Here is an 18,284-nt window from a genome sequence, read left to right on the forward strand (position 1 = left end):
CGGGCTCAGAGCAAGAGAAGCCCCCTACCCCACCACCCTCCCGTTCAGCACCACCCTCCGCGGCGCGGCCAGTACCCCGACGTCCTCCCTCGGATCCGCCCCGTACACCACCAGGTCCGCCGGCGCGCCCTCCACCAGGCCGGGGCGTCCCAGCCAGGACCTCGCTCCCCAGGTCGTCGCCGACAGGGCGTCCACCGCCGGGATTCCGGCGCGCCGCAGCTCGGCCACCTCGGCGGCGACGAGGCCGTGGGCCAGTGCGCCGCCGGCGTCGGTGCCCGCGTACACCGGTACGCCCGCGTCGTACGCGGCCCGCACCGTGTCGTAGCGGCGCTCGTACAACCGCCGCATGTGCCGCGACCATTTGGGGAACTTCGACTCGCCGCCGTCGGCGAGCTGCGGGAACGTCGCGATGTTCACCAGGGTCGGGACGATGGCGACGCCCCGCTCGGCGAAGAGCGGAATGGTGTCCTCGGTCAGTCCGGTGGCGTGCTCGATGCAGTCGATGCCCGCCTCCACCAGGTCCCGCAGGGAGTCCTCGGCGAAGCAGTGCGCCGTCACCCGTGCGCCCAGGCGGTGCGCCTCCGCGATCGCCGCCTCCACCTCGGGCCGGGGCCAGCACGCCGTCAGGTCTCCGGCGTCGCGGTCGATCCAGTCGCCGACCAGCTTGACCCAGCCGTCACCGCGCCGGGCCTCCTGGGCGACGTAGGCGACGAGGTCGGCGGGCTCGATCTCATGGGCGTAATTGCGGATGTAGCGGCGTGTGCGCGCGATGTGGCGGCCCGCCCGGATGATCTTGGGGAGGTCGTCGCGGTCGTCGATCCAGCGTGTGTCGGACGGCGAACCCGCGTCACGGATCAGGAGGGCGCCGATCTCGCGGTCGGTCAGCGCCTGCTTCTCCGCCACTTCCGGCTCCACCGGGCCGTGCGCGTCCAGGCCTACGTGGCAGTGCGCGTCGACCAGGCCCGGGAGCGTCCAGCCCTCGATCGTCGTGACGTCGGCCGCCACGAGCGGGCGGTCGTACGTGACCCTGCCCCCGACCACCCACAATTCGTCCCGGACGTCGTCCGGGCCGACGAGCACCCGCCCCTTCACGTGCAGCACCGTGTGATCGCTCATGTACAGCAGCTTAGGAGCCTGTCGGTACGCTCGGTCCGGCAGCCCGAACGAACTCGTGAGCGAAGTGAGCAGCGACGTGAGCAGCACCGGTACGACACACGTGACGACGCATCCATTCCTTGACCTGGCCCCCTTGAGTGCCCGGCACTTCGCCTCCATCGAGGAGCGCGTGGCCGGTCTGCTCTCCACCTCGCAGGACGTGGTGATCATGCAGGGCGAGGCGCTGTTGCCCCTGGAGGGCTGCATCCGGGGTGCGGCACAGCCCGGCACGACGGCGCTGAACGTCATCACCGGCCCTTACGGGCAGACCTTCGGGAACTGGCTGCGGGACTGCGGCGCGACCGTCGTCGATCTCGCCGTGCCCTTCCACACGGCCGTGACCGCCGAGCAGGTGCGCGAGGCCCTGGCCGCGCACCCCGAGATCGACTTCGTCTCGCTCGTGCACGCCGAGGCCGCGACCGGCAACACCAACCCCGTCGCCGAGATCGGTGAGGTCGTACGCGCGCACGGCGCCCTCTTCATGCTCGACGCCGTCGCCTCGGTGGCCGCCGAGGCGCTGCTTCCGGACGCGTGGGGCGTGGACCTGTGCGTGATCGGCGCGCAGAAGGCGATGGGCGGTCCGGCGGGTGTCTCGGCCGTCTCGGTGAGCGAGCGGGCCTGGGCGCGCCTTGCCGCCAATCCGCGGGCGCCGCGCCGCTCCTACCTCTCCCTCCTCGACTGGAAGGAGCGCTGGATCGACGGCGGCAGGAAGACGCTGCTGCACGCGCCCGCCCAGCTGGAGATGCTCGCCCTCGAGGCGTGCGTGGAGCGCATCGAAGCTGAGGGTCTCGACGCGCTGACGGCACGGCACGCCACCGCCGCCGCGGCGACGCGCGCGGGCGCGCTGGCCCTGGGCGGCGGTCTGACCCCGTACGTCCACGAGGCGCGGGACGCCGCTCCGGTCGCCACGACGTTGCGCGCCCCGGAGGGTGTCGACGCGTCGGCGCTCGTCGCCAAGGCGCTCGCCGCGGACCCGGTGCTTCCGCTGGTCGCCGGTGGTGGCGCCCTCGCCACGGAGATGATCCGGGTGAACCACTACGGTCCCGACGCGACCCGGGGCGTCGTGCACGCCTCCCTTGCCGCACTGGGCGCCGCGATGGGCGAGGCCGGTCTCACGGTCGACCTCGAAGCGGCCCGGCGCGCGGTGACGGCCGCCTGGCAGTAGGCGGCAGGGCCCGTCCGCGTCGCTGTCTTGGCCCGGTCCCGTGCAGCATCTGGCGGAGGCGGAACCAAACCGTCCTCCGGCGGGTGCTCGCCGGGCGGGCCTCGCCGACGGCGTACGCGATCAGCCGGGGAGCGTCACCCTGGGCCTAAGGCACACGTGCGAGCAGGAAGTGGTCGTAACGGGGCCGTAAATACTCTACGTAAATTCACGGACTAATTCTCACCGCTTCTTTATCCACTTTATCAGCACAGCTTCCCGTATTCTTCTGCCCGCTTTCCGGAGACCTAAACACTAAGGTTTCGACAACACCAAGTCTCACAATTCGGACAGGCTTCGAGGGAGTTACGGTTATGTGACGTACTCCACATCGCGCCCGATATGTTGCTTATGACCCCATCAAATCAGGCCAAACTGCCGAGGTTTCCTGCGGGCGCGCACCCCCGCGTGATAACACATCGAGCGTTCTGACGTAACCCCTCCCGCCGATGCAATTCGAGAAATTGCTCGGTAAATTCAATCCGCATGACCGCTGCACAAGCCGATCTACCGACCGACCTGCTAGCGAATTCCCTGGAAATGCCCGAGGGGTTGCGCCTCGACACCCCCGACGTCGCCGACGGTGCCGCCATCTGGCGCATCGCCCGCGACTCGAAGGTGTTGGACCTCAACTCCTCGTACAGCTACCTGCTGTGGTGCCGTGACTTCGCGGCGACCTCCATGGTGGCCAGGGACGCGAACGGTGAGCCCGCCGGGTTCATCACCGGCTACATCCGGCCCGAGCGGCCGCGCACCCTGGTGGTCTGGCAGGTGGCCGTCGACCAGGCGTACCGCGGCCGCGGCCTTGCCCGTGCGCTGCTCGACGGTCTGACCGCCAAGGTCGCCGCCGACCGGGAGCTGGTCTCGGTCGAGACGACCATCACGCCGGACAACGCACCGTCCCAGCGGCTTTTCACCTCGTACGCACAGCGCCACGGAGCGTCGGTCGAGCGCACGGTGCTCTTCGACGCCGGGCTCTTCCCCGACGAGGGGCACGAGCCCGAGGTCCTGTTCCTCATCGAGCCGATAGCCCAGACCGGGAAGGTCGCGCGGATCGAACCGGTCGAGCCGGTCGGCTGAGTTTCGCCGATCCCCCCACGCACCACCAGTCATCCCCCCACCTCCCACGTCTTTCCATCTCCCAGGAGATCTGCTGTGACCATCACCCAGCCCGACCTGAGCGTCTTCGAGACCCTGGAGTCGGAGGTGCGCAGCTACTGCCGCGGTTGGCCCACTGTCTTCGACCGTGCGCAGGGCAGCCGCATGTTCGACGAGGACGGCCACTCGTACCTCGACTTCTTCGCCGGGGCCGGCTCGCTCAACTACGGCCACAACAACCCGGTCCTCAAACGCGCCCTGATCGACTACCTGGAGCGCGACAGCGTCGTCCATGGCCTCGACATGTCGACGACCGCCAAGCGCGCGTTCCTCGAGTCGTTCCAGAACATCATCCTGCGCCCCCGCGACCTGCCCTACAAGGTCATGTTCCCGGGCCCGACGGGCACCAACGCCGTCGAGTCCGCGCTGAAGCTGGCCCGCAAGGTCAAGGGCCGCGAGTCGATCGTGTCGTTCACGAACGCCTTCCACGGCATGTCGCTCGGCTCGCTCGCCGTGACCGGCAACGCCTTCAAGCGCGCCGGCGCCGGCATCCCGCTGGTGCACGGCACGCCGATGCCGTTCGACCACTACTTCGACGGCAAGACCCCCGACTTCATCTGGTTCGAGCGTTTGCTCGAGGACCAGGGCTCCGGCCTCAACCAGCCCGCCGCCGTGATCGTCGAGACGGTGCAGGGCGAGGGCGGCATCAACGTCGCCCGCGCCGAGTGGCTCCGCAAGCTCGCCGACGTGTGCGAGCGCTGGGACATGCTGCTCATCGTCGACGACATCCAGATGGGCTGCGGCCGTACCGGCGCGTTCTTCTCCTTCGAGGAGGCGGGCATCACGCCGGACATCGTGACGGTGTCCAAGTCCATCAGCGGCTACGGCATGCCGATGGCCCTGACGCTGTTCAAGCCCGAGCTGGACATCTGGGAGCCGGGCGAGCACAACGGCACCTTCCGCGGCAACAACCCCGCGTTCGTCACGGCCGCCGCCGCCCTGGAGACCTACTGGTCCGACGGCCCGGCCATGGAGAAGCAGACCCGTGCCCGCGGCGAGCAGGTCGAGGAGGCGTTCAAGGCGATCGTCGACGAGAACCCCGGCGCCATCAAGGAGTACCGCGGCCGCGGCCTGGTCTGGGGCATGGAGTTCATCGACAAGGCCCGTGCGGGCGCCATCGCCAAGCGCGCCTTCGAGCTCGGTCTGCTGATCGAGACCTCCGGCCCCGAGAGCGAGGTCGTCAAGCTCCTCCCGGCGCTGACGATCACCGCCGACGAGCTGGACGAGGGACTTCGTACGCTCGCCCGCGCGGTGCGCGAGACCGCCTGAGCGGCCCCCGGGCCGCGTCCTCACCCCCGTAAGAGAAAAGGAACCAACTCACCGTGATCGTCCGTTCGTTCAAGGACATTGAAGGCACCGACCGGCACGTGAAGTCCGCGTCCGGCACCTGGGAGAGCAAGCGCATCGTCCTCGCCAAGGAGCGGGTGGGCTTCTCGGTCCACGAGACCATCCTGTACGCGGGTACGGAGACGTCGATGTGGTACGCCAACCACATCGAGGCCGTCGTGTGCACCAAGGGCGAGGCCGAGCTGACCGACGACACGACCGGCGAGAAGTACACGATCACGCCGGGCACCATGTACCTGCTCGACGGGCACGAGAAGCACACGATGCGGATCAAGGAGGACTTCCACTGCATCTGTGTCTTCAACCCGCCCGTCACGGGTCGTGAGGACCACGACGAGAACGGCGTGTACCCGCTGCTCACGGAGCCGGAGCCGGCCTAGCCGGAGCACGCACCCTGAATCTCCCCCGCCGCCCTCTTCCTCTGGGCGGCGGGGGTGTACATCCCGGAAAGGGCCGTACGAGAGGAGAGGCAGGCAACACCATGACCACCGCACCCGAACGCACCGCCGATCTGTACCCGACGCGAGGCACCGAAGAGGTCCTCATCGAGCGCAAGGACCCCGTCGTGTGGTCCGAGCCGGGTACGCCGGGGCCGATCACGGCCGACGAACTGGCGGGGTTCGACCGGGACGGATTCCTGGCGATCGACCAGCTCATCACCCCTGACGAGGTGAGCGTCTACCACGCGGAGCTCTCTCGGTTGATCGACGACCCCACGATGCGGGCGGACGAGCGCTCGATCGTGGAGCCGCGCTCCCAGGAGATCCGCACCATTTTTGAGGTGCACAAGATCAGCGAGCTGTTCGCGAAGCTCGCCGCCGATCCGCGCGTGGTGGGTCGGGCCCGGCAGATCCTGGGCTCCGACGTGTACGTCCACCAGTCCCGGATCAACGTCAAGCCCGGCTTCGGGGCCTCGGGGTTCTACTGGCACTCCGACTTCGAGACCTGGCACGCCGAGGACGGACTCCCGAACATGCGGACCGTCTCCGTCTCCATCGCGCTCACCAAGAATCACGACACCAACGGCGGCCTGATGATCATGCCGGGGTCGCACAAGACGTTCCTCGGCTGTGAAGGCGCGACGCCGAAGGACAACTACAAGCGGTCCCTGCAGATGCAGGACGCGGGCATTCCCTCGGACGAGACGCTCACCAGCCTCGCCTCGGACTACGGCATCCGGCTCTTCACCGGTGAGGCGGGCTCCGCGACCTGGTTCGACTGCAATGCCATGCACGGTTCGGGGGACAACATCACGCCCTTCCCGCGCAGCAACGTCTTCATCGTGTTCAACAGTGTGGAGAACACGGCGGTGGAGCCGTTCGCGGCGCCGGTCCGGCGGCCGGAATACATTGGGGCGCGTGACTTCACCCCGGTGAAGTAGGCGGTCTCGTACGCGAGTTGGCCCGGCACCTGGGGGTGCCGGGCCAATCTTGACTCTGGGCCCTTTTGGGCTGCGCTCCTACAGCGCCGGGTAGTCCGTGTAGCCCTTCTCCGTGCCGCCGTAGAAGGTGGACGGGTCGGGCGTGTTGTACGGGCCTTCGGCCTTGAGGCGGGCCGGCAGGTCGGGGTTGGCCAGGAACAGCGCGCCGAACGCGATGACGTCCGCGGTGCCGTCCTCGACGAGGGCGAGCGCGTCGGGCCCGGTGGAGCCCTCGGTCGCGGGGTTCAGGATGAAGGGTCCGTTGAAGCTCTGGCGCAGGGTGGTCACCAGGTCGCGGATCGGGCCCACCTCCATGACGTGCAGGTAGGCCAGGTCCAGGGCGCTCAGCTCCTTCACCAGGGCGGTGTACGTCGCCTCGAGCTCGTCCTGCGGCTCGGAGATGTCGTTGAAGGGGTTGCCGGGCGAGAGGCGCAGGCCGGTGCGGGCGGCGCCGATCTCGGCGGACACGGCCCTGGCCGTCTCGACCGCGAACCGGATGCGGTTCTCCGGGGTGCCGCCCCATTCGTCGGTTCGCTTGTTGGAGCCGGGCGCCAGGAACTGGTGGATCAAGTAGCCGTTGGCGCCGTGCAGTTCGACGCCGTCGAAGCCCGCGTCGATGGCGTTGCGGGCCGCGGTCACGAAGTCGGCGATGGTCGCGTGGATCTCCTCGCCGGTGAGCTCGCGGGGCGTGATGAAGTCCTTGGGGCCCTCGGCCGTGTAGACCTGCCCCTGGGCCGCGACGGGCGAGGGGGCCACGTTGACCAGGCCGTCGGGGAGCAGCACGGGGTGGCCGATGCGGCCCACGTGCATGATCTGGGCGAAGATCTTGCCTCCCGCGGCATGCACCGCGGAGGTGACCTTGCGCCACGACTCGACCTGCTCGTCGGAGTGCAGGCCAGGGGTGTCGGGATAGCCCTGACCGACCGCGGAGGGCTGGATGCCCTCCGTGATGATCAGCCCTGCCGACGCGCGCTGGGCGTAGTACTCGGCGGTCAGTTCCGTGGCGGTGCCGCCTTCGCCCGCCCGGCTCCGGGTCATGGGGGCCAGGGCGATGCGGTTGGCGAGCGGGGTGCCCGCGAGGTCGAGGGAGTCGAACGCGGTGGTCATCTGATGCCCCCAGGGGAAAGTTATTGGTCGGCCAAGTAAGTGAACCGGGCGCCACTGTAACTTATTCCTTGGTCGACCAAGCTAATGTGGTGGAACACGTGGAACACCACTGCCGACCCCACCGCTGGAGCTCCGATGCACGACTCCGACCCCGCCTGTACCGAGCTCCCTACCGCCGCGCGGCAGGGACCCGTCAGCCACACCGTGAGCCGGGTCGCCCGGCTGCACCGGATCGCGGCGGGCAAGGCGCTCAAGGGGCTCGGGCTCTATCCCGGCCAGGAGTTCGTGATGATGTACCTCTGGGACGCGGGGCCCGTACGGCAGTCGGAGCTCATCAGGGCGGTCGACCTGGACCCGTCGACGGTCACGAAGATGCTGCAACGCCTCGAACAGGCGGGACACGTGCGCCGCCGCCCCGATCCGGACGACCGGCGGGCCGTCCTGGTCGAGGCCACGGACGCGAGCTGCGGGCTGTTGGCGCAGGTGGAGCGGGCCTGGGGCGAACTGGAGACCCACACGCTGGCGGGCCTGGACGGCACGGAGAGGGCGGAGCTTGCGCGGCTCCTGGGCAAGGTGGAGACCAACCTGTGCACGGAGACCGCGGACTGCCCCCTGGAGGCGAGGGGCGGGGGCGCGTAAGGGCCAGGGCCCTTACGGCGGACCCTAGAGCCAGGCCGAGGAGGCCGCCCGGGTCAGGACGTGCCCCGCGGCGGCCTCGCTGCCGAAGACTCCGCGAGGCACCACCTCGGGATCCACCCGCCCGCCCATGAGCAGGCAGAAGTCCACCGGGTCCAGGACCAGCTCCGCGCTCACCGGCTCCGCCCCGCTCCCCAGGACCCAGGACATCTCGCCACCCTCCCCCGCGACGGTCAGCGCGACGGCCGGCGCCTTGGAGCCCAGGGCCAGCTCGAGGGTCCGTACGGCAAGGCGCACCAGCTGCCAGAGGTGCGGGGTGCGAGGCGGCGGCGCCGGGATGTCCAGGGCCCTGCCGATGTCGTCCGTGTGCACCCACGCCTCGAAGGCCCGGACCAGGAAGTGGTCCGAGAGCGGCAGCCGGGCGCCCATCAACTTCGTTGTCCGTCCGGCCAGTTCGGCGTCGTGCGCCTCGGGTGAGGAGAGCAGATCGGCTGCCTGGGCCTGCCAGGACGCCACGGTCTGTGCGGGCGTGCGGGCCCGCTCCCGGGCGAGCACCCTTTCCGTACGCGCCGCCCACGCCACACGCCACGGCGTCCCGTCCACGCCGTCGCACGGCCCCGGCGCGCGCAGCCCGAGCCGCACGGCCAGCGGCTCGTCCGCGGCCAGCAGATGCGCGACCGTGTCGTGCACGTCCCAGTCGTGCACCACCGGGGTGTCCCACCGCCCGTGCTCGTCCACCTCGCGCAGCAGCGCCTGGAGCCCGGCCACGCCGGCGGCGTACGGAGCGGCGTGCGAGGCCGTGCGCGGGGTCGCGGCGCGGGTGCGCAGGGCGAGGCCGAGGGCGCGGTCACGTCCCGCGGGGGCGGGCACGTCGGCGAGGGGTGGCCCGTCCAGGTGGCCTACCGTCGCCCGCAGCCGCCCCGCCTCGGCCGCGCAGGGGTCGCAGTCGGCCAGATGCGGGGCGACCGTACGTTCGTCGCCCGGCATGAGCGCGCCGAACGCCCAGGCCCCTAGAAGTTCACGTACGGCTTCGTGATCCGTGGTCATCACGCGCCTCTTTCGCCTGGGGCTTCGGCAAGTGCCGGGTCAGCTGGGTCGGACGGGACCGGTGGGTCCGGTCGGTCGGGTGGGTCGGCCAGGGCTTCGGCCAGTCGGCGCAGGGCCGCCCGTAATCGGGTCTTGGCCGTGCCCTCCGGGATGCCGAGTTCCACCGCAGCCTGACGGTACGTGCAGCCCGCGAAGTACGCGAGGTGCACCACCTGGCGCTGCGGGAGCGGCAGTCTCGCCAGTGCCGAATGCAGGAGCAGGGAGCGTTCTCGTGCCATGACCACGTCTTCCGGGGGCGGGTCCGGGGTGGGGATGGTGTGCAGGGTCGCGTCGTCGGCGTGCGCCGCCTTGCGGTGGCGCTCCTCGCCGCGTACCCAGTCCACCGCCCTGCGATGCGCCAGCATGCACAGCCAGGTCCGCAGGCTCCCCCGCCGCGCGTCGAACGCGTAGGGCCGCGACCAGAGATGGGCGAAGACCTCCTGGGCGACGTCCTCCGCCGCGGCGGGGCTGCGGGTGACGCGTGCCGCGACACGGTGGACGAGGGCTCCGTACGTGTCGTAGACCTCGGCGAGCGCCGTCTCGTCGCCGTACACCAGGCGCTGGTGCAGGCCGGTGTCCGGATGGGGCTGCTGAGCCACTGACACCACCGCCTCGTGAGGCCACCCCGTCATGCCTTCCTAGCGCCCCGCCGCCCCGCGCGCCAGGGTTCAGCCGGAGAGCACGTCCAGGATCCGGTCAACGTCCGCCTCGGTGTTGTACAGATGGAACGAGGCCCTCAGGTGTCCCGCCCGTGCGGAGGTGATGATCCCGGCCCGGCTCAACTGCTCGTCTCTGTCGGCGAGTCCGGGTACGGAGACGATCGGGGACGCGCCGGGCACCGGCGCGTGGCCCAGCTCCGCGAGCCCGGCGCGATAGCGGGCCGCCAGCGCCGTGTCGTGGGCGTGGACCGCGTCGATTCCGGTCTCCTCCAGGAGGGCGAGCGCCTGGGCCGCTCCGTGGTACGCGAGGAAGGCGGGGGGTTCGTCGAACCGGCGTGCGTCGGGGGCCAGTCGGGAGAGCGGGCCGTAGGTGGCGTTCCAGCTCTCCGCCGCCGCGAGCCAGCCGCCGTGCAGCGGGACGAGGGACTCCTGCGCCTCCTCGCTCACGGTGAGGAACGACGTGCCGCGCGGACAGAGCAGCCACTTGAAGGCGCCGGTGACGGTGTAGTCGTACAGGCTCGCGTCGAAGGGCAGCCAACCCGCCGCCTGTGTGGCGTCGTTGAGGGTACGGGCACCGTGGGCGGCGGCGGCCTCGCGCACCGCCGCGTCGTCGGCGATACGGCCGTCGGCCGACTGGACGACGGAGTACACGACGAGGGCGGTGGTCGGGCGGATCGCCTCGGCGAGGTCGTCGAGGGGCACGAAGCGGATCTTGAGGTCGCCGCGCACCACGAAGGGGTTGATGATCGAGCTGAAGTCGCCCTCGGGGATGAGGACTTCGGAGCCAGGCCGCTGCGCCGCCGCGATCAGACCGGCGTGCACGGCGACCGATCCGCCGTTGGCCACGCGCGCGTGCGGCACGTTGACGAGCCGCGCGAAGGACTCACGGGCGGCCTGCACGATCCCGAAGTCGCCCGAGCCGCCGCGTCTGCCCGAGCCGTTCTCCGCCGCGAGGCCCTGGATCGCCTCGACGGCCCGCGCCGGCAGCAGACCGCAGCTCGCCGTGTTCAGATACGTCGACGTGGGCGCGAACTCGGCGCCGTTGATGTTCCCCATGGGATCAACTCTCGCGTCCGTACGCGCCCACGTCCATCGACGATGTGTGCAGACGTGCGTCAGGCCTGCGGGACCGCGCAGCCGTCGGGGCCGCAGGCGTCGCCGTCCGCGAGCGTGGTGAGCGGCGAGCGGCTGCCCCACGCCTGCTCGAGGGCCTGCGTGAAGACGTCGGCGGGCTGGGCGCCGGAGACGCCGTACTTGCGGTCGAGGACGAAGAACGGCACGCCGTTCGCGCCGAGCTCGGCGGCCTCGCGCTCGTCGGTGCGTACGTCGTCGGCGTACCGGGAGGGGTCGGCGAGCACCGCGCGGGCCGCTTCCGCGTCGAGGCCGGCCGCGACGGCGAGCTCCACGAGCCGCTCGTCGTCGTCGAAGACGGAGCGCTCCTCGGCGAAGTTGGCGCGGTAGAGGAGCCCGAGCAGCTCGTCCTGCCTGCCCTGCTCCTTGGCGAAGTGCAGCAGGCGGTGCATGTCGAAGGTGCTGCCGTGGTCGCGGCCCTCGGTGAGGTAGTCGAGGCCCTCGGACGAGGCGTTCACGCCGAGGTTCCGCTCGGCCTCCTGGGCCTGCTCCTCGCTCATGCCGTACTTCTTGGCGAGCATCGGGATCACGAGCCCGCTGTCGCCCTTGGCGCGCGAGGGGTCGAGCTCGAAGGAGCGGTGCACCACCTCGACGTCGTCGCGGTGCGGAAAGGCGGCGAGGGCCTTCTCGAAGCGTGCCTTGCCGACATAGCACCAGGGACAGGCGATATCGGACCAGATCTCGACGCGCATGTGACTAGCTCTCTTCAATCGAACGATAGTACGGAGGGTCCCTCCGGTCAGTTGAAGAACGTACGACTTGCCCCGCTCATTCCCCGGCCGGCACGGAGAGCCTCATCCGCAGATGCGTGTCCGCGCCCTCTCCGGGCTCCGCCTCCCGCCAGCCGTGGCGGGCGTAGAAGGCCTGGGCCCGCGTGTTCTCGCGGTGGACGTCCAGAGTTGCCTCCCGGATGCCGTCGGCCCGCCACTCCTCCACGCAGGCGGCGTGCAGCGCCGCGCCGACCCCGGCGCGCCAGTGGTCGGGGTCGACGTGGAACTGGAAGAGCGTCACGGTGTCCGCGGCCTCGCCGTCGGGCGTGCGGAACGAGGCGAGGCCCACGATCCGGCCCTCGCGGACCGCGCACAGCACATGCCCGCCGCGCCGCTCGACGCCCGCACGCCACATCGCCGTCCCGTCGACGGCTTCGTCCGGCAGCCCCTCGGGGTAGTACGTGGCGCGGGCGCGGGCGTGCAGGGCCGCGAGCGCCGGGGCGTCGGCGGTGAGGGCGCTGCGTATGACGGTCGGCATCACGGTCCGCATCGTCGTGGGGAGTACAGAGTGGATCACGCTGCCATAGACGTGTTCCGGGAGCCTTGAGTTCCGAGGCGGCTGAACTGGGCGCGGTAGGCGCTCGGCGTGAGCCCGGTGCGGCGCACCAGGTGGCCGCGGAGCGAGTCGGCGGTGCCGAGCCCGCAGGCCTCGGCGACCCGGTCCATGGAGAGCTTCGTCGTCTCCAGGAGCTCCTTGGCCCGCTCGATGCGCTGGTGCAGGAGCCACTGCAGCGGGCTCACCCCGCTCTCCGCGTGGAAGCGGCGGGTGAGGGTGCGCACGCTGACACCCGCGTGCCGGGCGAGGTCGGTGAGCGTGAGCGGCTCGTCCAAGTGCCGCATGGCCCAGCCCCGGGTGTCGGCGCAGGCGCTGCCGCGCTCGGGCGGCAGCGGGGTCTGGGTGAACTGGGTCTGGCCGCCGGGCCGCACGGGGGCGACGAGTGCGGCTCTGGCCACCTCGTTGGCGACGGCCGCCCCGTAGTCGGTGCGGATGATGTGCAGGCACAGGTCGATCCCGGCGGCGTACCCGGAGGACGTCATGACCTGCCCGTCCTCCACGTAGAGGACGTCTCCCTTGAGGTCGAGCGCCGGATAGCGGCTGCGCAGTTCCTCGGCGAGCTGCCAGTACGTGGTCGCGCTGCGCCCGTCGAGCAGTCCCGCCTCGGCGAGCACGAAGGCGCCGCTGCAGATGGACGCGATGCGCCGGCCCGCGTCGGCGGCCTCGCGGACGGCGGCGACGGTCCGGGGGTCGGGTTCGTAGCGGTGCCCGGTGCCCGCGACGAGGAGGGTGTCGGCGTCGCGCACGGCATCGAGTCCTTGCTCCACCTGAAGGCTGAGCCCACCCGTGGTGGCGACCGCGCCCGGCTCCGGGGTGCAGACGATCACCTCGTAGCCGGGTCCGCCGGCCACCTCGACCCTCCCGAAGAGCATCTCGGGGATCGCGAGATTGAACATCGACACAGGTGAGGGCGCGATGACGGCGACGCGATGCGGCATGGCCAGATCCTCCGGAGGTATGGCATTCAGGCCACTACTGTAGACGCGCCGCCGTCAGCAGACTCATGGACATGGCAACGAACTCCCTCTCCGAAGGCTCCCGTTCGGCGGGCCCCCTCCCTGATCCGGCGGCATCGCTCCCCTCGCCCGGCAAGGACCACGCCTCGCCCGGCCTCACCCTCACCGCCGCCATGCTCGGCTTCGCCCTCATCACGCTCGACGCCTCCGTGGTGAACGTGGCGCTGCCCGCGATCGGCGGCTCCCTGGGCGGCGGCATGACCGGCCTCCAGTGGGTCGTGGACGCCTACACGCTCGCCTTCGCCGCTCTGATGCTCTCCACCGGGGCGCTCTCCGACCGGATCGGCGCGACCCGGGCGTACGCGATCGGCATCACGGTGTTCACCCTCGCCTCGGTGGCCTGCGGGCTCGCGCCGTCGCTGCCCGCGCTGATCGGCGCCCGGGTGGTGCAGGGCGTGGCGGCCGCCGTGGTCCTGCCCGCCTCGCTCTCCCTCGTGCGCCAGGCCTACGCGGACGCGGCCAAGCGGGCGCGCGCGGTGGCCATGTGGGCGGCGGGCGGTTCGGTGGCGGTGGCTCTGGGGCCGGTCGCGGGCGGTGCGCTGACCACCGCGTGGGACTGGAGCGGCATCTTCTTCGTCAACGTCCCGCTGGGCGCGGTGGCGCTGGCCTTGCTGCTGCGGGCCCCGCGCTCGGAGCGACGGCCCGCGCCCCTGGACGTGCCGGGCCAGTTGCTCGCGGTCCTGACGCTGACCGCCGTGACCTTCGCGGTCATCGAGGGCGGTACGACGGGTCTGATCGCCCTGGGTGTCGCGGTGGCGGCGGGGATGCTGTTCTGGCGGACGGAGGCGCGGCAGGCGCATCCGGTGGTGCCGCTCGGTCTGTTCCGTGACCGGACGGTGGCGATCACCGTGGCGGCCGGTGCCGCGTGCAGCGTCGCCTTCTACGGTCTTGTCTTCGTCTTCAGCCTCTTCTTCCAGGAGGTACAGGGGCGTTCGGCGCTGTGGGCCGGGTTGATGTTCCTGCCGATGACGGGGCTGATCGCGGTGACCAATGTCTTCGCCGGGAAGCTGGCGGCGCGGGTCGGGCCGCGGCTTCCGATGCTGGCGGGGCAGGCGGTCGCCGTCGCGGGGCTGTTGCTGCTGCTCTTTGCCGACGCGTCGACGCCCGCGCTCGGCCTGGCGTTCCTCATGGTGCCGCTGGCCCTGGGCTGCGCGCTGACGATCCCGCCGCTCACCGCGGCCATGATGGAGGCGGTTCCGGCCGACCGGGCGGGGCTTGCCGCGGGGGTCCTCAACTCGGCCCGGCAGGTGGCCGGGGGGCTCGGGATCGCGGCCTTCGGAGGCCTGGTGGCCGGGGACTTCGTCTCCGGGATGCGGGTGAGTCTGTTGATCGCTGCGGGACTCCTTGCGGCCTCGGGGGTGGCGACGCTGGGGCTGCGGCGGAGGAACTGAGTTCTCCCACCGGCTCCGCCGAGTTCGTCCTCAAACGCCGGACGGGCTGGAGATCAGGACCCGTCCCTCAGGCCCTGCGGCCAGTTGGGACGGAACTCGATGCCGTCGTACGTCACCACGCACCCCTCCCCCACCGGCGACTGCGCCATGAAGCCGACCAGGGCCGCGCCCGCAGTCTTCTCCTCGCCCAGGGAGAAGATCCGGACGAACGTCCAGTGCTTGCCGTCCAGGGAGGCGTGGAAGGCGAACGCGGAGCCGGTGCGGCTGATGCGGAGCCAGACGCTGCTGCCGTCCACCACGAACGCGTTCGCGTCGTCGGAGCGGCCGCGGGTGACGACCGTGCAGACCGTCGCCTCGTCCGGCGACCGCTCCAGGCAGAGCTTGGCCCACTCCCGGTCGCCCACGTGCAGGTACAGCACGCCCGCGTCGAACGCCGCCGCGAAGCCGACCGTCACCCGCGCGATCAGCTGGAAGTCGCCCTCGGGTGCGCCGAGGAGGCGAGGCGCGTCCGACGCGGGGTCGAGCGCCTCGCCCGTCGGCGGCACGAAACGGTCCTGCCGGGCGCCCGCCCAGCCGGTGAGCACACCGTCCTCGTACGACCAGTTGCCGTCGGGGCCGTACGTGCGCAGGGAGAAGGGCAGTTCGGGGATGTTGACGTCCATGGACGTCAGTGTTCCAGGCGCCCTTCGTAGCGACGCGGGAGCCCCAGCGGGTTCTCGTCCCGCAGCTCCGGCGGGAGCAGCGCGGCGGGCGTGTTCTGGTACGCGACGGGGCGCAGCCAGCGCTCGATCGCCGTACCGCCCACGGAGGTGGAGGTGGACGTCGTCGCGGGGTACGGCCCGCCGTGGTGCTGTGCGGGCGCCACCGCGACCCCGGTCGGCCAGCCGTTGACCAGCAGGCGCCCGGCCAGCGGCGTCAGTTCGGCGAGCAGCGCGGCCCCGCGCCCCTCGCCCGCGGCTTCCTCGGCGGAGAGCTGCACCGTGGCCGTGAGGTTGCCGGAGAGCCGGCTGAGGGCGGCGGTGATCTCCGCGTCGTCCTCGTAACGGGCTACGACCGTCACAGGGCCGAAGCACTCCTCCAGGAGCAGGTCGTGCTCGCCCTCGGCGGCGAGCTTCGCCGCGGGGACCGTCAGGAAGCCCGCGCTCACCGTGTGCTCGCTGCCCGCGCCCGGCGTCACCGGCGCGTCCACGTCCGGCAGTTCGACGCGCTCGCGCACGCCCGCCACGAAGTTGTCCCGCATCCGGTGGTCGAGGAGCACCCCGGCCTCGGTGTCGCTGACCGCCTCCGTCAAGGACTTCAGGAGCCGGTCGCCGCCCGCGCCGGACGGCGCGAAGACCAGGCCGGGCTTGACGCAGAACTGGCCGACGCCGAGCGTCATCGAGCCCGCGAGACCGGCTCCGATCTCCTCGGCGCGCTCGACGGCCGCCGCCTCGGTCACGACGACCGGGTTGAGCGAGCCGAGCTCTCCGTGGAAGGGGATCGGCACGGGGCGCGCCGCCGCCGCGTCGAAGAGGGCGCGGCCACCGCGGATGGAGCCCGTGAAGCCCGCGCCGGACACGAGCGGGTGCTTGACGAGCTCGACGCCCGCGTCGAAGCCGTGCACGAGGCCGAGGACGCCCTCGGGAATGTCGTGCCGGGCGGCGGCCCGCCGCAGCGTCGACGCCACCAGCTCGGAGGTGGCCGGGTGGTCGGGGTGCGCCTTGACGACCACGGGGCAGCCCGCGGCGAGCGCGCTCGCTGTGTCGCCGCCGGGGACGGAGAAGGCGAAGGGGAAGTTGGACGCGGAGTAGACGGCCACGACGCCCAGCGGGATCTTGTAGCGCCGCAGGTCGGGGATGGGCGGCGTGGCGCTGCTGTCGGGGTGGTCGATGACGACGCCCAGGAAGCCGCCCTCGTCGACGATGTCCGCGAAGGCCCGCAACTGGTAGCAGGTGCGGGCGAGTTCACCGGTGAGCCGGACGGGGCCGAGCGCGGTCTCCGCGTCCGCGGCCTCGACCAGGTGATCCTTGGCCGCGTCGAGCAGTTCGGCCGCGGAGCGCAGGAAGGCGGCGCGTGTGCCGCGGTCGGCCAGGGCGTCCTTGGCGGCCAGAGCGGCACGCACCGCCTGGTCCACCTCCTGGACTGTGGCTTCGACCGCAACCTGTTCGCGCTGCTTCCCGGTTCGGGGGTCGACACTCCAGACTGGTGCTGCTGCCACCGCGGGGTCCTCCAGAGGTGATGCCACAGATGTGCTGCCACCCACCTGGGCTGTTCGATATGCTGAACGCTGTCTCCGATGATGAACCGGAGACTTCGGAGACTATTTCTCGTCGAACTAAGGGGTCAAGGGCGATGTCGGCTGGCGAGACTGGCGGGGCACAGGTCAAGTCCGCTGTGCGGACGGTTGAGTTGCTCGAGTATTTCGCGGGACGTCCCGGAATGCACTCTTTGGCCGCCGTCCAGGAAGCCGTCGGTTACCCCAAGTCCAGCCTCTACATGCTCCTTCGTACGCTGGTGGAGCTCGGCTGGGTCGAGACGGACGCGACCGGCACGCGGTACGGCATCGGAGTGCGGGCCCTCCTGGTCGGCACCTCGTACATCGACGGCGACGAGGTGGTGGCGGCGGCGCGCCCCACGCTCGACCGCCTCTCGGACGACACCACGGAGACGATCCACCTCGCGCGCCTGGACGGCACGAACGTCGTCTACCTCGCCACGCGCCAGTCGCAGCACTACCTGCGGCCCTTCACGCGGGTGGGCCGCCGCCTCCCGGCGCACTCGACGTCCCTGGGCAAGGCACTCCTGGCCACCCACACCGACGAGCAGGTCCGCAAGATGCTCCCGGAGACGCTGCCCGCGCTGACCGAGCACACGATCACCGACCGCGAGAAGCTGATCGAAGAGCTGCGCACGGTCCGCGAGCAGGGCTTCGCGGTGGACCGCGAGGAGAACACGCTCGGTCTGCGCTGCTTCGGCGTCGCGATCCCGTACCGCACGCCCGCGCGGGACGCGATCAGCTGCTCCGTGCCGGTGGCGCGGCTGACGCCCGCGCACGAACAGATGGTGAAGGACGCGTTGTTCGACGCCCGGGACCGTCTGACACTGGCGACTCGTAGGCTTTGAGCATGGTGAGCACAATGAGCATGGATGTCAGTCTGCGCCCGGTGCACGACAGTGATCTGCCGGTCTACCGGCAGATGAACGACCCCGAGTCGAGCCACCTCGCCGCTTTCACTTCGCCGAAGACGGCGGACCGGGACCTTTTCGAAGCCCACTGGAAGAGCATCCGGGCATCGGACGCCGTCGTCCGCACGGTCCTCGCGGACGGCGACGTCGTGGGCAACGTGTCGGTGTACGGCGAGCCGGGCGAGCGTGAGGTCACGTACTGGATCGACCGCTACTACTGGGGCCGGGGGCTCGCCACGGCGGCGTTGCGTCAACTCCTCGCGGAGGTTCCCGAGCGCCCGCTGTACGCCCGTGCGGCGGCGGACAACGTGGGGTCGCTGCGGGTCCTGGAGAAGTGCGGCTTCCGGGTCACGGCCCGTGCCAGCGGGTTCGCGCACGCGCGGGGCGAGGAGATCGCGGAGGACGTTCTCCGGCTGGAGTAGGCCCGCGATCCGGGCCCGGAGCGCCCGCCCCTCCCCCGCACGGCGGACCCGGATCATCGCCTGG

19 protein-coding genes are annotated in these 18,284 nt (G+C 71.1%); 9 read left to right on the top strand and 10 right to left on the bottom strand.

The window, feature by feature from the left end:
* Window positions 1-24: 24 nt before the first annotated feature.
* Entirely contained in the window at window positions 25-1,116 is a 1,092-nt protein-coding gene (locus AB0M70_RS36470; protein WP_365827131.1) for an amidohydrolase family protein, read from the bottom strand.
* A 76-nt stretch (window positions 1,117-1,192) separates the two neighbouring features.
* On the opposite strand from AB0M70_RS36470, the gene AB0M70_RS36475 reads away from it, so the two are divergent.
* From AB0M70_RS36475 to thpD, 5 genes are all read left to right on the top strand, one after another.
* A complete protein-coding gene (locus tag AB0M70_RS36475; protein WP_365827133.1) occupies window positions 1,193-2,320 on the top strand; it encodes an aminotransferase class V-fold PLP-dependent enzyme in 1,128 nt (375 codons plus the stop codon).
* A 522-nt stretch (window positions 2,321-2,842) separates the two neighbouring features.
* Window positions 2,843-3,436, top strand: a complete 594-nt coding sequence (gene ectA / locus AB0M70_RS36480) for a diaminobutyrate acetyltransferase (RefSeq protein ID WP_365827135.1) — start codon at window positions 2,843-2,845, stop codon at window positions 3,434-3,436.
* Window positions 3,437-3,511: 75 nt separating this feature from the next.
* A complete protein-coding gene (ectB, locus tag AB0M70_RS36485; RefSeq protein WP_365827137.1) occupies window positions 3,512-4,783 on the top strand; it encodes a diaminobutyrate--2-oxoglutarate transaminase in 1,272 nt (423 codons plus the stop codon).
* Window positions 4,784-4,836: 53 nt separating this feature from the next.
* The gene (locus AB0M70_RS36490) at window positions 4,837-5,241 is read left to right on the top strand and encodes an ectoine synthase (RefSeq protein WP_361826232.1); all 405 of its coding nucleotides are present in this window, start codon (window positions 4,837-4,839) and stop codon (window positions 5,239-5,241) included.
* Window positions 5,242-5,342: 101 nt separating this feature from the next.
* The gene (thpD, locus tag AB0M70_RS36495) at window positions 5,343-6,242 is read left to right on the top strand and encodes an ectoine hydroxylase (protein WP_365827139.1); all 900 of its coding nucleotides are present in this window, start codon (window positions 5,343-5,345) and stop codon (window positions 6,240-6,242) included.
* A 78-nt stretch (window positions 6,243-6,320) separates the two neighbouring features.
* Here thpD and AB0M70_RS36500 read toward each other — a convergent pair whose 3' ends face one another.
* Window positions 6,321-7,388, bottom strand: coding sequence for an alkene reductase (locus AB0M70_RS36500; RefSeq protein ID WP_365827141.1), 1,068 nt, complete (start codon window positions 7,386-7,388; stop codon window positions 6,321-6,323).
* Between the two features lie 135 nt (window positions 7,389-7,523).
* On the opposite strand from AB0M70_RS36500, the gene AB0M70_RS36505 reads away from it, so the two are divergent.
* On the top strand, window positions 7,524-8,027 hold the full coding sequence (locus tag AB0M70_RS36505) for a MarR family winged helix-turn-helix transcriptional regulator (RefSeq protein WP_365827143.1): 504 nt from the start codon (window positions 7,524-7,526) through the stop codon (window positions 8,025-8,027).
* A gap of 24 nt (window positions 8,028-8,051) precedes the next feature.
* On the opposite strand, the gene AB0M70_RS36510 is transcribed toward AB0M70_RS36505, so the two are convergent.
* The 6 genes from AB0M70_RS36510 to AB0M70_RS36535 all read right to left on the bottom strand — a co-directional run bounded on the left by AB0M70_RS36510 (window position 8,052) and on the right by AB0M70_RS36535 (window position 13,164).
* Window positions 8,052-9,071 carry a maleylpyruvate isomerase family mycothiol-dependent enzyme gene (locus AB0M70_RS36510; RefSeq protein WP_365827145.1) on the bottom strand — a complete coding sequence of 340 codons (1,020 nt, stop codon included), beginning with the start codon at window positions 9,069-9,071 and terminating at the stop codon, window positions 8,052-8,054.
* A complete protein-coding gene (locus AB0M70_RS36515) occupies window positions 9,071-9,742 on the bottom strand; it encodes a sigma-70 family RNA polymerase sigma factor (protein WP_365827147.1) in 672 nt (223 codons plus the stop codon). The genes AB0M70_RS36510 and AB0M70_RS36515 overlap by 1 nt, the downstream gene beginning before the upstream one ends.
* 36 nt (window positions 9,743-9,778) lie before the next feature.
* Window positions 9,779-10,825, bottom strand: a complete 1,047-nt coding sequence (locus AB0M70_RS36520) for an aminotransferase class V-fold PLP-dependent enzyme (RefSeq protein WP_365827149.1) — start codon at window positions 10,823-10,825, stop codon at window positions 9,779-9,781.
* Between the two features lie 59 nt (window positions 10,826-10,884).
* Complete coding sequence (locus AB0M70_RS36525; RefSeq protein ID WP_365827151.1) at window positions 10,885-11,592, bottom strand: DsbA family oxidoreductase; 708 nt, start codon at window positions 11,590-11,592, stop codon at window positions 10,885-10,887.
* 76 nt (window positions 11,593-11,668) lie between these two features.
* The gene (locus AB0M70_RS36530; RefSeq protein WP_365827329.1) at window positions 11,669-12,160 is read right to left on the bottom strand and encodes a GNAT family N-acetyltransferase; all 492 of its coding nucleotides are present in this window, start codon (window positions 12,158-12,160) and stop codon (window positions 11,669-11,671) included.
* A 23-nt stretch (window positions 12,161-12,183) separates the two neighbouring features.
* Window positions 12,184-13,164 (bottom strand): helix-turn-helix domain-containing protein, encoded by a 981-nt coding sequence (locus tag AB0M70_RS36535; protein WP_365827153.1) that lies wholly within the window; start codon window positions 13,162-13,164, stop codon window positions 12,184-12,186.
* A 71-nt stretch (window positions 13,165-13,235) separates the two neighbouring features.
* On the opposite strand from AB0M70_RS36535, the gene AB0M70_RS36540 reads away from it, so the two are divergent.
* Complete coding sequence (locus AB0M70_RS36540) at window positions 13,236-14,633, top strand: MFS transporter (RefSeq protein ID WP_365827155.1); 1,398 nt, start codon at window positions 13,236-13,238, stop codon at window positions 14,631-14,633.
* Window positions 14,634-14,686: 53 nt separating this feature from the next.
* On the opposite strand, the gene AB0M70_RS36545 is transcribed toward AB0M70_RS36540, so the two are convergent.
* Window positions 14,687-15,295: a DUF1349 domain-containing protein gene (locus AB0M70_RS36545; RefSeq protein WP_365827157.1), complete on the bottom strand. Its 609-nt coding sequence runs from the start codon at window positions 15,293-15,295 to the stop codon at window positions 14,687-14,689.
* 5 nt (window positions 15,296-15,300) lie between these two features.
* Window positions 15,301-16,830, bottom strand: a complete 1,530-nt coding sequence (locus AB0M70_RS36550) for an aldehyde dehydrogenase (NADP(+)) (RefSeq protein WP_365827159.1) — start codon at window positions 16,828-16,830, stop codon at window positions 15,301-15,303.
* 134 nt (window positions 16,831-16,964) lie between these two features.
* Here AB0M70_RS36550 and AB0M70_RS36555 point away from each other — a divergent pair, with 134 nt between their 5' ends.
* The gene (locus AB0M70_RS36555; protein ID WP_160504308.1) at window positions 16,965-17,735 is read left to right on the top strand and encodes an IclR family transcriptional regulator; all 771 of its coding nucleotides are present in this window, start codon (window positions 16,965-16,967) and stop codon (window positions 17,733-17,735) included.
* Window positions 17,736-17,755: 20 nt separating this feature from the next.
* Window positions 17,756-18,220: a GNAT family N-acetyltransferase gene (locus AB0M70_RS36560; RefSeq protein WP_365827331.1), complete on the top strand. Its 465-nt coding sequence runs from the start codon at window positions 17,756-17,758 to the stop codon at window positions 18,218-18,220.
* Window positions 18,221-18,284: the final 64 nt, after the last annotated feature.

The sequence above is a fragment of the Streptomyces sp. NPDC051214 genome, assembly GCF_040682375.1.
In the GTDB taxonomy this organism is placed as follows: domain Bacteria; phylum Actinomycetota; class Actinomycetes; order Streptomycetales; family Streptomycetaceae; genus Streptomyces.

Excerpts from the sequence above, each read along its gene's own strand:
- AB0M70_RS36470 (WP_365827131.1), bottom strand. The coding sequence starts at position 1,116 with ATGAGCGATCACACGGTGCTGCACGTGAAGGGGCGGGTGCTCGTCGGC.
- ectA (WP_365827135.1), top strand. The coding sequence starts at position 2,843 with ATGACCGCTGCACAAGCCGATCTACCGACCGACCTGCTAGCGAATTCC.
- thpD (WP_365827139.1), top strand. The coding sequence starts at position 5,343 with ATGACCACCGCACCCGAACGCACCGCCGATCTGTACCCGACGCGAGGC.
- AB0M70_RS36500 (WP_365827141.1), bottom strand. The coding sequence starts at position 7,388 with ATGACCACCGCGTTCGACTCCCTCGACCTCGCGGGCACCCCGCTCGCC.
- AB0M70_RS36505 (WP_365827143.1), top strand. The coding sequence starts at position 7,524 with ATGCACGACTCCGACCCCGCCTGTACCGAGCTCCCTACCGCCGCGCGG.
- AB0M70_RS36510 (WP_365827145.1), bottom strand. The coding sequence starts at position 9,071 with ATGACCACGGATCACGAAGCCGTACGTGAACTTCTAGGGGCCTGGGCG.
- AB0M70_RS36515 (WP_365827147.1), bottom strand. The coding sequence starts at position 9,742 with ATGACGGGGTGGCCTCACGAGGCGGTGGTGTCAGTGGCTCAGCAGCCC.
- AB0M70_RS36520 (WP_365827149.1), bottom strand. The coding sequence starts at position 10,825 with ATGGGGAACATCAACGGCGCCGAGTTCGCGCCCACGTCGACGTATCTG.
- AB0M70_RS36525 (WP_365827151.1), bottom strand. The coding sequence starts at position 11,592 with ATGCGCGTCGAGATCTGGTCCGATATCGCCTGTCCCTGGTGCTATGTC.
- AB0M70_RS36530 (WP_365827329.1), bottom strand. The coding sequence starts at position 12,160 with ATGCGGACCGTGATGCCGACCGTCATACGCAGCGCCCTCACCGCCGAC.
- AB0M70_RS36535 (WP_365827153.1), bottom strand. The coding sequence starts at position 13,164 with ATGCCGCATCGCGTCGCCGTCATCGCGCCCTCACCTGTGTCGATGTTC.
- AB0M70_RS36540 (WP_365827155.1), top strand. The coding sequence starts at position 13,236 with ATGGCAACGAACTCCCTCTCCGAAGGCTCCCGTTCGGCGGGCCCCCTC.
- AB0M70_RS36545 (WP_365827157.1), bottom strand. The coding sequence starts at position 15,295 with ATGGACGTCAACATCCCCGAACTGCCCTTCTCCCTGCGCACGTACGGC.
- AB0M70_RS36555 (WP_160504308.1), top strand. The coding sequence starts at position 16,965 with ATGTCGGCTGGCGAGACTGGCGGGGCACAGGTCAAGTCCGCTGTGCGG.
- AB0M70_RS36560 (WP_365827331.1), top strand. The coding sequence starts at position 17,756 with ATGGATGTCAGTCTGCGCCCGGTGCACGACAGTGATCTGCCGGTCTAC.